Source organism: Kineococcus gypseus (genome assembly GCF_050871305.1).
In the GTDB taxonomy this organism is placed as follows: domain Bacteria; phylum Actinomycetota; class Actinomycetes; order Actinomycetales; family Kineococcaceae; genus Kineococcus; species Kineococcus gypseus.
This window is the reverse complement of record NZ_JBJLRD010000018.1, coordinates 1-12,217: the sequence shown is the minus strand read 5'-3', so window position 1 is coordinate 12,217 and position 12,217 is coordinate 1. Positions and strand designations below refer to the sequence as shown.

Below are 12,217 nucleotides of genomic sequence, written 5' to 3'. Positions count from 1 at the left end.
GGGCCGGGTCGGGAGAACCCCGCCGCGGGCGCCGGGTCCGGATCGTCCGGCTCAGGCGCTCGCGCCGCCGTGCACCGCCTCCTGCACCGCGCGCGCCAGGGAGCGGGCCCGCGCGTCGGCGGGCAGGTCGTCCAGCAGCACCACGCGCCCGTCCGGGCCGGTCAGCGGCATCTTCCAGTTCGGGTGCTCCAGCGAGGTGCCGGGCTGGTTCTGGGTGCGGCGGTCGCCGACGGCGTCGACGAGGGAGACGCCGAGCATCAGCGAGGGCGCCAGCGCCAGGTAGCGGTGCAGGGCCTCGACGGTGTCCTGCTCGCCGGCGCCGGCGGCGAGCAGGCCGCGCTCGCGCACCAGGCCCAGGATGCGGTCCTGCTCGGCGCGGTCGCGGCGGCGCTCCTCCTCCACCGGGCGCGTCAGCAGGCCCAGCCTGTCGCGCAGCGCGACGTGCTCCTGGGCCAGGTAGCCGGCGGTGGGCGGCAGGTCGTGCACCGTCACGGTCGCCATCGCCAGCTCGCGGTAGTCCTCCGGCGGGCGCGGGCTGGCGCCGTCGTACTCGAACCACAGCACGGCGCTGCCGAGCACGCCGCGCTCGGCGAGGTACTCGCGCACCCACGGCTCGACGGTGCCGAGGTCCTCGCCGACGACGACGGCGCCGGCGCGCTGGGCCTCCAGGGCGAGGATGCCGATGAGCGCCTCGTGGTCCAGGCGCACGTAGGTGCCCTCGGAGGCGGGCGCGCCGGCCGGGATGCACCACAGCCGGAACAGGCCCAGGACGTGGTCCACGCGCACGCCGCCCGCGTGGCGCAGGATGGTGCGCACCATGTCGCGGAACGGCGCGTACGCCTGCTCGGCGAGGCGGTCCGGGCGCCACGGCGGCTGGCTCCAGTCCTGGCCCTGCTGGTTGAAGGCGTCCGGCGGGGCGCCGACGGTGACGCCGTGCGCCAGCGCGTCGCCCAGGGACCACACGTCGGCGCCGTCGGGGTGCACGCCGACGGCGAGGTCGTGGACGATGCCGGGCCCGGTGCCCGGGGCGGTGGCCAGGTCCTGCGCGGTGCGCAGCTGCTCGTCGCACTGCCACTGCAGCCAGCGGTGGAACTCCACGCGCCCGGCGAGGGCGTCCAGGGCGCCGGAGGCGGCCGCGCGCTCGGGGGTGGAGACCTCCTCGGGCCAGTCCGCCGCGGTGGTGCCGTACCGCTCGGCCAGGGCGCACCAGGTGGCGAAGGCGCTCAGGCCCGGGTCCTCCTCGGCGACGTAGCGGCGGAAGGCGGCCTCGCGGGCGGGGGTGCGCCCGTGGCGGAAGACGACCTCGAGCGCCTCGCGCTTGGCGGCCCAGGCCGCGTCGCGGTCGATCTCGCCGGGGTCGGTGTTGGCCGGGCGGCAGCCCGCGGCCAGGGCCTCGACGGCGGCGCGCTCGGCGGGGGGCAGGTAGGCCACCTCGCGCACGTCCTCCACCCGCAGGTACAGCGGGTTGACGAAGCGGCGGGTGGTGGGCAGGTACGGCGACGGCTCCATCGGCGCCACCGGCGAGGCGGCGGCCAGCGGGTTGACCAGCACCCAGCCGGCGCCCTGCCCCGCGGCCCAGGAGGCGACCTCGGCCAGGTCGGCCAGGTCGCCCACGCCCCACGAGCGCGACGAGCGCACCGAGTACAGCTGCACCTGGTAGCCCCAGCTGCGCCCGCGCTGCAGCGCCTCGGGCAGGTCCAGCACGTCGGGGGTGACGACGACGGGGCAGTCGGCGTCGCCGGAGGGGGTGCGCGCGCGCAGCACGTGCCAGCCCAGCGGCAGGTCGTCGGGCAGCTCGAAGGTGGCGCGGCCGGTCAGGCGCCCGTCCACGCGCACGGGGTCGACCCAGCGGTCCACCTGCCGCAGCCCGGCCCAGCCGCCACCCTCCAGCTCCACGAGCAGCTCGACCGGGTCGCCGTGCGGCACGTGCACGGGCACCTGGTGGGCGCGGCCCTCGCGGGCGACGACGACCGGCGGCAGCGTGCGCCGCCACGGGCGCAGGCGCACCTCCTGCAGGGAGTCGTCGACCGCCTCGGGACCGGAGACGTCCAGGCCCATCGCGGTCAGCACCGCCTCGATGGTCGAGCGGCTGACCGCTGTCTCCTCCCCCTGCCAGTCGGTGAAGCGGGTGGCCACGCCGCACGCGGCGGCCAGCTCCAGCAGCTGCGGACCCGGTCGGTCCTCGGTGGCGGTGCGGGGCGCGCTGAGCGGCTCTCGAGAGGGCACGGGCCGACTCTGCCACGGGGTGCCGTGAGCGGCCCGTCCACGCGGCGCCGCGCCCGGGGACCCGCCGCGCCCGCCGCCGGGCGCGCGGCTCCTAGGGTGGACGCCCATGAGCACCCCGCCGAGCACCGGGCCCAGCAGCGCGCCGACGACCGGGCCGGGCAGCACCGCGGGCAGCCCCGCGGGCGAGCCGCCCGCCCCGCGCCTGGACCTGGTCGAGGAGCTGCACGGCGTGCCCGTGCCGGACCCGTACCGCTGGCTGGAGGACGCCGCCGACCCGCGCACGGTGGCGTGGTCGGCGTGGCAGGACGCGGCGTGGGAGCGGGCCGCGGCCGCCCTGCCCGGGCGCGAGCGGCTGGAGCGGCGGGTGCGCGAGCTGCTGTCCACCGGCGCGGTGGGCGCCCCGGTGCACCGCGGCGAGCGCGTCTTCCGCAGCCGGCGCGACCCCGGCGCCGAGCACGCCGTGCTGCGGGTGACCGACGCGCCCGGCGCGCAGGAGCGGGTGCTGGTGGACCCGGTGGCGCTGGACCCCACGGGCGCCACGACGCTGGACTCCTGGCGCCCCAGCGTGGAGGGCGACCTGCTGGCCTACCAGGTCTCCGAGGGCGGCAGCGAGGAGAGCGTGCTGCGGGTGCTGGACGTGGCCACCGGCGAGGTCGTCGACGGCCCCGTGGACCGGGCGCGCTACTCCCCCGTGGCGTGGCTGCCGGCGCGCGGGGACGAGCCGCGCGCCTTCTACTACGTGCGCCGCCTGCCCCCGGAGGAGCTGCCGGAGGCCGAGCGGCAGTACCACCGGCGCGTGTACCTGCACCGGGTGGGCACCGACCCGGCCACCGACGTGGAGGTGTTCGGCGCCGGGCGCTCGATGACGAACTACTACGGCGCGTGGACGTCGCGGGACGGGCGCTGGCTGGTCGTCAGCGCCTCCGACGGCACCGCCCCGCGCGACGACGTGTGGATCGCGGACCTGTCCGCCTGCGACCCGGCCGCGCCGCGGCTGCGCGAGGTGGTCGTGGGCCGCGACGCGCGCACCAGCGCGTGGGTGGGCCGCGACGGGCGGCTGTACCTGCTCACCGACCTCGACGCCCCCCGCGGCCGCCTGGCGGTGGCCGACCCCGCCGAGCCCGGCGTGGAGAACTGGCGCGAGCTGGTGCCGCAGGCGCCGGACGCGCTGCTGGAGGACGTGGCCGTCCTGGACGGCGAGGAGCTGGACGAGCCGCTGCTCGTGGTCGGCTGGACGCGCCACGCGGTCTCCTCGCTGAGCGTGCACGAGCTGGCCGGCGGGCGCCGGCGCGAGGGCGCGGCCGGCACGGTGGAGCTGCCCGGTACCGGGTCCGTCGGCGGCCTGCTCACCCGCCCCGAGGGCGGGCACGAGGTGTGGTTCGGCTACAGCGACACCACCACGCCCACGCACGTGCACCGCTGGGACGCGCGCGACGGCTCCCTGCACCTGGACGCCGCCCCGCCCGGTCGCGTGGAGGTCCCGCCGGTGACCAGCCGGCTGCTGGAGTACCGCAGCGACGACGGCACCACCGTGCGCCTGCAGCTGACGGTGCGCACCGACGCCCTCGACGAGCACGGGCGCCCGCGCGCCGCGGTCCCGGCGATCCTCTACGGCTACGGCGGCTTCGGCATCAGCCTGTCCCCGCACTACGCGCCCGACGCGCTGGCGTGGGTGGAGGCCGGCGGCGCCTACGCCGTGGCGAACCTGCGCGGCGGCGGCGAGGAGGGCGAGGACTGGCACCGCGCCGGGATGCGCGAGCGCAAGCAGAACGTCTTCGACGACTTCCACGCCGCCGCCCGGCACCTCGTCGCGCAGGGCTGGACCACCCACGAGCAGCTGTGCGTGCACGGCGGCTCCAACGGCGGCCTGCTCGTGGGCGCGGCGCTGACCCAGCAGCCGCAGCTGTTCGCGGGCGTGGTCTGCTCCGCGCCGCTGCTGGACATGGTGCGCTACGAGCAGCACGGCCTGGGCGCCACGTGGAACGACGAGTACGGCACGGCCGCCGACGCCGAGGAGTTCGGCTGGCTGCTGTCGTACTCGCCGTACCACCGGGTCGTGGAGGGCACCGCGTACCCGGCGGTGCTGTTCACCGTCTTCGACGGCGACTCGCGGGTGGACCCGCTGCACGCGCGCAAGCTGTGCGCGGCGCTGCAGCACGCCACCTCCTCGGGCCGGCCGGTGCTGCTGCGCCGCGAGGGCGACGTCGGGCACGGCGCGCGCTCGGTCACCCGCAGCGCCGGGCTGGTGCGCGACACCCTCGCCTTCGCCGCGGCCGCCACCGGCCTCGACCTCACCTGACCCACCCCGGACCGGCACCACCGAAGGAGCGCACGACCCCGTGACCGACGCCCTGTCCGCCGTCCTGCGGGCCGACGCCGCCGACGCGAGCGAGACCGCCGGCACCGTCGTGGACTTCCTGCTCGACAAGCCCCTGCACATCGCCCTGGTGCTGCTCGTGTGCTTCGTGGTGCGCCACCTGCTGCTGCGGCTGATCGGCCGCGTCGCGGCGGGCATCGCCAGCGGGGCCAGCCGGCTGGGCGGGCGCGGGCGACGCAGCGCCCTGCTGGAGTCCTCCCCGCTGCTCAACGAGCGGCGCGAGCAGCGCGCCGGGACCATCGCCTCGGTCCTGAAGAGCGCCACGACGCTGGTGCTGGGCGTGGCCGCGGTGATGTCGGTGCTGGACACCCTGGGCGTCTCGATCGCCCCGTTCCTGGCCTCGGCCGGCATCGCGGGCGTGGCCATCGGCTTCGGCGCGCAGGCGCTGGTGAAGGACTTCCTGTCCGGGTTCTTCATGCTCGCCGAGGACCAGTACGGCGTCGGCGACGTCGTCGACCTCGGCGACGCCTCGGGCACCGTGGAGGCCGTGGGCCTGCGCGTGACGCGGCTGCGCGACGTGGAGGGCACCGTCTGGTACGTACGCAACGGCGAGATCCTGCGGGTGGGCAACAAGAGCCAGGGCTGGGCGCGCGCCGTGCTCGACGTGAGCGTCGCCTACGGCTCCGACGTCGCGCACGTGCAGGAGGTGCTGCAGCGCCTCGGCGACGACCTCGCGCAGGAGGAGGACTGGAAGGAGCTCGTGCTGGAGCGCCCAGAGGTGTGGGGCGTGGAGCAGATGGCCGTCGACGGCCTCGTGCTGCGCCTGGTCGTCAAGACCGCCCCGATGCAGCAGTGGGCGGTCCAGCGCGAGCTGCGCCTGCGCATCAAGGCGGCCTTCGACGCGGAGGGCATCGAGTTCCCCTTCCCGCAGCGCACGGTGTGGCTGCGCGGGGAGGAGGAGCGCCCCGCCCCGCGGCAGGCCCCCGCCGCCGGCCGCGGCGGCGTGGACCCGGCCGCGGCGGCCGGCTCGCACCCGCCGCCGCCCAGCGAGGCGGACGTGGTGGCCGAGACCGCGGCCGAGGCGGACCCGGGGGCGGTGCGGCGCGGCACCTGACGTCCCCCGCGCCGCGGGGACGCACCGGCTCGCGGCGCGCGCACGTCGGGCCGACACTGGCGGCGTGTACGACGACACGCCCGAGGGCGCCCCGCTGGAGTCCGCCCACGAGGTCGGCGACGGCGCCGGGCGCCTGGCGCTGGTGACCGGCGCGACCGGCTACATCGGCGGTCGGCTCGTGCCCGAGCTGCTGGAGGCCGGGTACCGGGTGCGCGCGGTGGCCCGTCGCCCGGAGGTGCTGCGCGACCGCCCCTGGGCCTCGCGGGTGGAGGTCGTCGGCGCCGACGCCTCCGACGCGGTCAGCACCGGCGAGGCGCTGCGCGGCGTGGACGTCGCCTACTACCTCGTGCACGCGATGAGCGACGGGGCGTCCTTCCCGGCCGCCGACCGGCGCACCGCGCGCACCTTCGCGCGCGCCGCCGCGGCGCAGCGCGTGGGCCGCATCGTCTACCTCGGCGGGCTGCACCCGGACGACGAGGACCTCTCGCGGCACATGGAGTCGCGCCGGGAGGTCGGCGAGATCCTGCTGGACGCCCCGGTGCCGGCGACGGTGCTGCGCGCGGCCGTCATCCTCGGCTCCGGCTCGGCCAGCTTCGAGATGATGCGCTACCTCACCGAGCGGCTGCCGGCGATGGTGTGCCCGGCGTGGGTGCACAACCGCATCCAGCCCATCGCGGTGCGCGACGTGCTGCGCTACCTGGTCGGCTCCGCGCAGATGCCCCCGGAGGTCAACCGCGCCTTCGACATCGGCGGGCCGGACGTGCTGACGTACCTGGACATGATGCGCGGCTACGCGGAGATCGCGGGCCTGCCCAAGCGGCACGTGCTGCCGGTGAAGGTGATGTCGCCGAGCCTGTCGAGCCACTGGGTCAGCGTGGTCACCCCCGTGCCCAAGCAGATCGCCCGGCCGCTGGTGGAGAGCATGGTGCACGAGGTGGTGTGCAAGGAGCACGACATCGCCCGGTACGTGCCCGACCCGCCCGAGGGGCTGCTGGGCTTCCGCGAGGCGGTGCAGCTGGCGCTGCAGCGCGTGCAGGAGGCCAACGTCGCCACCCGCTGGAGCTCGGCGGCGCCCCCCGGCGCGCCCAGCGACCCCCTGCCCTCCGACCCGGGCTGGGCCGGAGGCAACCTCTACGTCGACGAGCGCACCACCGTCGTCGACGCCCCCCCGCACGTGCTGTGGCGGGTGCTGGAGGGCATCGGCGGCGAGAGCGGCTGGTACTCCTGGCCGATGGCGTGGGCGGTGCGCGGGGTCATGGACCGCTTCTCCGGCGGCCCGGGCCTGCGCCGCGGCCGGCGCGACCCGAACCGCCTGGTGGTCGGCGACGCGGTGGACTGGTGGCGCGTGGAGGAGCGCGAGGAGGACCACCTGCTGCGCCTGCGCGCGGAGATGCGCCTGCCGGGCCTGGCGTGGCTGGACCTGCGCGTGGAGACCGACCCGGTGGGGCGCACCCTCTTCCGCCAGCGGGCCCTGTTCCACCCCAAGGGCCTGGCCGGGCAGGCGTACTGGGCGGCGGTCAGCCCCTTCCACGACGTCGTCTTCGGCGGCATGCAGCGCAACGTGCGCCGGGCCGCGGAGGCGGCGGCGCGCCGCGCCGGCGCGGGGGCGACACTGGTGGCGTGAGCCCCGAGCAGCCCCTCGCCCGCCCCCAGAACCTCCTCGGGCGCACGCCCGCCGGTCCCGGCGGCGGCACCCGCTCCTTCTACGACGAGGTCGGCGGCCACGGGACGTTCGTGCGGCTGACGGACGCCTTCTACGACGGCGTCGCCCGCGACGAGGTCCTGCGCCCGATGTACCCCGAGGCGGACCTCGACGCCGCGAAGGTGCGCCTGCGCACGTTCCTGGAGCAGTACTGGGGCGGGCCCACCACCTACTCCGAGCAGCGCGGGCACCCGCGCCTGCGCATGCGCCACGCCCCCTTCAAGGTCAACCCCGACGCCCGCGACCGCTGGCTGACCCACATGCGCGAGGCGGTGGACTCCCTGGGCCTGCCGCCGGCGCAGCACGGCCTGCTGTGGGACTACCTCGAGCGGGCCGCGCACAGCATGCTCAACACCTTCGAGGACTGAGGACGCCGGCGGACCGGCCGGAACCGCCCGCGCGGGCGGCGCGGGCCGCCTAGGGTCCGGGGACCGGACCACCCGGGTCCGCTCCTCCGGAGGTTCACGTGAGAGTCCGCTCCACCCTCGTCGCGGCCGTGCTCGCCGCGCTCACCGCCCTGGTCACCGCGGCGCCCGCCGGCGCCGTCACCGGCGGCCGGCCCGACGGGCAGCGCCACCCGAACGTCGCCCTGATCGTGTTCCACGACGGCACCGGCCGCTACCGCTGCTCGGCCACGCTGGTCTCGCCGACCGTCCTGCTCACCGCGGCGCACTGCACGGCGGGCACCGTCGGGCGCACCGCGGTGACCTTCGAGACCTCGATCGCCGAGGCCCCGCCGAGCCCGCTGCCGGTCGCCGCCGACCCCGCGGCGGGCTACACGCGCGCGGAGCTGGAGGCGGCCGGGTACCTGTCCGGCACCGCGGCCACGCACCCGGCGTACTCGGACTTCACCGACACCGACAACTGGAACGACGTCGGCGTCGTCGTGCTGGACCGGCCGGTCACCGGGATCGCCCCGGCGCCCCTGGCCGCCACCGGCACCCTGGACCGCTACGCGCAGCCGGTGCTGGCCAAGACGCTCTTCGAGGTCGTCGGCTACGGCACCGAGGTGCGCAAGCCGGAGAGCGGGCCGCAGAAGCCCCAGCCGATGAGCTACCCGCTGCTGCGCCGCTACACCACCTCGCCCGGCCAGAAGCTGACCCCGCAGATCCTGCAGCTCAACGGCAACCCGAACGACACCCGCGGCGGCGGCGGAACCTGCTTCGGCGACTCCGGCGGGCCCGTCTTCCTCGGCGGGGCGCTCGTGGCCGTCACCAGCTACGGCTACACCGACAACTGCCGCTACCTCGGCGGGTACCAGCGCGTGGACGTCCCGGTGGTGCGCTCCTGGCTGGCCACGTCCGGCCTGCCCGCCTGACCGGCGCCCGCCCGGCGCACCGCAGCCCCGGTCCCGGGTCGGGACCGGGGCTGCGGTGCGCCGGGCGGGGGTCGCGGCCGCGGCCGGGTGCGCGGTCAGCGCGCGGTGGCGGGCGGGGAGCCGGTGCGGGCCAGGGCCGCGGTCAGCAGTTCCAGGTCGATGGCGGCGTGGGCCCGGGCGATCCGCTCGGCGTCGTCCTCCCGGCGCCCGGCGATCGCGCCGACGAGTTCGCGGTGCTCGCGCAGCGCCCGGACCTCCATGGCCCGCATGCCCTCCGGCGCCCCCCACAGGTGCGCGGGGGCGCCGATGCTGAGCCGGCCCTCGAGGTCGGCCAGCACCCGCCGGAGGGTGTCGTTGTGCGCGGCGTCGACGATCGCCAGGTGCAGGGCGCTGTCGGCCTGCTGGGAGGCCAGGCCGGAGTCCGCCCCGGCGTAGGCGTCGAGCGCGTCCCGGATGCGCGCCAGGTCGGCGGGGGAACGGCGCTCGGCCGCGGCCCGGCAGACGGCCCCGTGCAGGCGAGCGACGGCCTCGCACAGGTCGCGCAGCTGCGCGTAGCTCGCCGACAGGGTGCGCCCGACGATCGCGGTGGAGGACTCCGGCCACTGCTGGAGCACGAAGGAACCCCCGGTGCGGCCGCGGCGGGTCTCGATGAGCCCGCGCCGGGCCAGGTGCTCCAGCGCCGCGCGGACCGTCGTGCGCCCCGCGCCGAGGGCGGCGGCGAGGTCGCGCTCGGGGGGCAGCCGGGAGCCGGGCAGGTACTGCCCGGTGGCGATGGCCGTCACGAGGCGTTCGAGCACCGCGGCCACGCGGGGGCTGTCGGGACCGGCGGGCGTTGCAGCCCGTGCCCTCGCGACCTGCGTCCGCGTCATCCCGCCACCCTCCCGTCGTTTCCCAGAGGTTAACTCCGGTGCAATGGTCTTGTGCAGGACCTTTCGCCTGAGCATGCTCTCGCCATGCCCGTCGCGACCACCGTCGAGTCCCGAACCCTGCCCTTCCTGGGCCACGAGACCTGGGTGCGGGTCACCACCCCCACCGACCCCCGCCCCGGCGCCCTGCCGCTCGTCGTCCTGCACGGCGGACCGGGCATGGCCCACGACTACGTCGCCAACCTCGCCGCCCTGGCCGAGGAGACCGGGCGCACCGTCGTCCACTACGACCAGCTCGGGTGCGGGCGCAGCACCCACCTGCCCGACGCGCCGGCCGGTTTCTGGACCCCGCAGCTGTTCGTCGACGAGTTCCACGCCGTCCTCGCCGGCCTGGGGATCGAGCGCTGCCACGTCCTGGGCCAGTCCTGGGGCGGGATGCTGGGCGCCGAGATCGCCGTGCGCGGTCCGGCGTCCCTGGTCTCGCTGGCCATCTGCAACTCCCCGGCGTCGATGGCGCTGTGGGTGGAGGGCGCCGCGCAGCTGCGGGCCGAACTGCCCGCCGACGTCCGCGAGGCGCTGGAGCGCCACGAGGCCGCCGGCACGACGACCGACCCCGAGTACCTGGCCGCGACCCGGGTCTTCTACGCCCGCCACGTCTGCCGGACGACCCCGGTCCACCCCGACTTCGCCGCGACCGAGGCCCAGCTGGAGGCGGACCCGACCGTCTACCACACCATGAACGGGCCCAACGAGTTCCACGTCGTGGGCTCCCTGCGCGACTGGAGCATCGTCGACCGCCTGCCCGCGGTCGCGGTGCCCACCCTCGTCGTCGCCGGGGAGTTCGACGAGGCCACCCCCGCCACCTGGGCCCCGTTCGTCGAGCGGATCCCCGACGTCACCAGCCACGTCGTCCCCGACGCCAGCCACTGCAGCCACCTCGAGCGGCCCGAGGAGTTCCGCGCGGTCGTCGCGGCTTTCCTCGCCCGCCACGACGACACCCCCGGAGGACCGCGATGAGCGACCAGCAGCGCACCCTGGAGTCCTTCGGCTACCAGCAGGAGCTCAAGCGCTCCGTCTCCACCGCCGACCTGCTCGTCTACGGCCTGGTCTTCATGGTCCCCATCGCCCCGTGGGCGATCTTCGGGACCGTCTACGACAGCGCCGGCGGGATGGTGCCCCTGGTCTACCTCATCGGCCTGGTGGCGATGGTGTTCACCGCGCTCGCCTACGGGCAGATGGCCAAGGCGTTCCCCCTGGCGGGCTCGGTGTTCTCCTACGTCGGCCGCGGGGTCCACCCCGTGCTGGGCTTCTTCGCCGGCTGGACGATCCTGCTGGACTACCTGCTCATCCCGACGCTGCTCTACGTCTTCGCCGCCGAGTCGATGGTCGGCATCTTCCCCGGCAGCCCGCGGTGGGTGTGGGCGCTGGTGTTCGTGGCGCTCAACACCGTCGTGAACCTGCTCGGCATCAGCTCCCTCAAGCTGGCCAACCGGGTGTTCCTGGCCGTCGAGATCGTCTTCGTCGTCGCCTTCGTGGTCATCGCCGCGACCGCGCTGAACGGCGGCACGATCCCCGGCGCCGAGTGGGGCGCGACGCCGTTCTGGAACTCCTCGGAGGTCAGCGGCCCGCTCATCGCCTCGGCGCTGTCCATCGCGGTGCTCAGCTTCCTCGGCTTCGACGGCATCTCGACCCTGGCGGAGGAGACCACCGGGCGCAGGAACCCGGCCGGGCGGGCAATGCTCATCGCCCTGTTCGTCGTCGCGTTCCTCTTCGTCGTCCAGACCTGGCTGGCCAGCCTGCTCGCGGCGGGGCGGGAGTCCTTCGGCGACACCGCCGGCAACGCGTTCTTCGACCTCGTCGAGGCGGCGTCGAGCCCCGGCTGGAAGACCGCCTTCCTCGTCGTCAACGTCGTGGCCGTGGGCATCGCCAACGCCATGGCCGCACAGGCCGCCACCTCGCGCCTGCTGTTCTCCATGAGCCGCGACCGCCAGCTGCCCGCGTTCCTGTCGCGGATCGGCGCCCGGCAGGTGCCCGTGGCGGCGATCCTCGTCGTCACCGGGCTGACCCTGGTCCTCGTGCTGTTCTTCGTCGGGCAGATCGGGCTGATCTCGTCGCTGGTGAACTTCGGCGCCCTGTCCGGCTTCTGCCTGCTGCACGTCTCGGTGGTCGTCCACCACCTGGTGCGGGGACGTTCGCGCAACTACCTCCTGCACCTGGTCGTCCCGGTGCTGGGGTTCCTCGTCATCGGGTACGTGCTCGTCAACGCCGACGCGGCCGCCAAGGTCGGCGGCATCGCCTGGCTCGCCGTCGGGGCGGTGGTCCTCGCGCTGAACGTGCGCGCGGGCCGCGGGGCCCCGAGCCTGCCGGCGGACGAGCCCGTGGAGGCGGTCCGCTCCTGAGCGGGCGCCCGGGGCGGGTGCGCGGGGCGGGGGGGGGGGGGCGGCCCCGCGGCGGCCCCCCCCCCCCGGCGCGCCCCCCCCCCCCCCCCACCCCCCCCCCCCCCGGCCCCCGCGCGCGACGCCGCGCGCGTACTCGGCCAGCAGCAGGCCCTGGCCCACGCTGGCGGCGGCCTGCTGGCTGGCCAGGTCGCGCGGGCGCCGGGGCATGCCCCGCGGCGCCAGGCCCGCGGCGATGGCGCCGGAGGAGACCAGGACGACCTCCCCGCCGGCGGTGC

The 12,217-nt window shown here is 76.3% G+C and carries 9 protein-coding genes and 1 pseudogene; 7 read left to right on the top strand and 3 right to left on the bottom strand.

Annotated elements, in window-relative coordinates:
• Positions 1–51 precede the first annotated feature (51 nt).
• Entirely contained in the window at positions 52–2,226 is a 2,175-nt protein-coding gene (gene malQ / locus ACRYMN_RS08900) for a 4-alpha-glucanotransferase (protein WP_432494108.1), read from the bottom strand.
• 106 nt (positions 2,227–2,332) lie between these two features.
• Between malQ and ACRYMN_RS08895 the strand changes: the two genes are divergently transcribed.
• From ACRYMN_RS08895 to ACRYMN_RS08875, 5 genes are all read left to right on the top strand, one after another.
• On the top strand, positions 2,333–4,525 hold the full coding sequence (locus ACRYMN_RS08895) for a prolyl oligopeptidase family serine peptidase (protein WP_432494106.1): 2,193 nt from the start codon (positions 2,333–2,335) through the stop codon (positions 4,523–4,525).
• 40 nt (positions 4,526–4,565) lie between these two features.
• A complete protein-coding gene (locus tag ACRYMN_RS08890; protein WP_432494104.1) occupies positions 4,566–5,657 on the top strand; it encodes a mechanosensitive ion channel family protein in 1,092 nt (363 codons plus the stop codon).
• Between the two features lie 64 nt (positions 5,658–5,721).
• Positions 5,722–7,281 carry an SDR family oxidoreductase gene (locus tag ACRYMN_RS08885; RefSeq protein WP_432494102.1) on the top strand — a complete coding sequence of 520 codons (1,560 nt, stop codon included), beginning with the start codon at positions 5,722–5,724 and terminating at the stop codon, positions 7,279–7,281.
• Positions 7,278–7,727 carry a globin gene (locus tag ACRYMN_RS08880; protein WP_432494100.1) on the top strand — a complete coding sequence of 150 codons (450 nt, stop codon included), beginning with the start codon at positions 7,278–7,280 and terminating at the stop codon, positions 7,725–7,727. Before ACRYMN_RS08885 ends, ACRYMN_RS08880 begins: the two co-directional genes overlap by 4 nt.
• 98 nt (positions 7,728–7,825) lie before the next feature.
• Positions 7,826–8,677: a S1 family peptidase gene (locus tag ACRYMN_RS08875; protein WP_432494098.1), complete on the top strand. Its 852-nt coding sequence runs from the start codon at positions 7,826–7,828 to the stop codon at positions 8,675–8,677.
• A gap of 95 nt (positions 8,678–8,772) precedes the next feature.
• Here ACRYMN_RS08875 and ACRYMN_RS08870 read toward each other — a convergent pair whose 3' ends face one another.
• Positions 8,773–9,546, bottom strand: coding sequence for a FadR/GntR family transcriptional regulator (locus ACRYMN_RS08870; RefSeq protein ID WP_432494096.1), 774 nt, complete (start codon positions 9,544–9,546; stop codon positions 8,773–8,775).
• An 84-nt stretch (positions 9,547–9,630) separates the two neighbouring features.
• Here ACRYMN_RS08870 and ACRYMN_RS08865 point away from each other — a divergent pair, with 84 nt between their 5' ends.
• Both ACRYMN_RS08865 and ACRYMN_RS08860 read left to right on the top strand, forming a co-directional pair.
• A complete protein-coding gene (locus tag ACRYMN_RS08865; RefSeq protein WP_432494094.1) occupies positions 9,631–10,560 on the top strand; it encodes a proline iminopeptidase-family hydrolase in 930 nt (309 codons plus the stop codon).
• A complete protein-coding gene (locus ACRYMN_RS08860; RefSeq protein ID WP_432494092.1) occupies positions 10,557–11,942 on the top strand; it encodes an APC family permease in 1,386 nt (461 codons plus the stop codon). The genes ACRYMN_RS08865 and ACRYMN_RS08860 overlap by 4 nt, the downstream gene beginning before the upstream one ends.
• Positions 11,943–12,047: 105 nt before the next feature.
• Here ACRYMN_RS08860 and ACRYMN_RS08855 read toward each other — a convergent pair.
• Positions 12,048–12,217: pseudogene (locus tag ACRYMN_RS08855) on the bottom strand (glutamate 5-kinase); the annotation flags it as partial.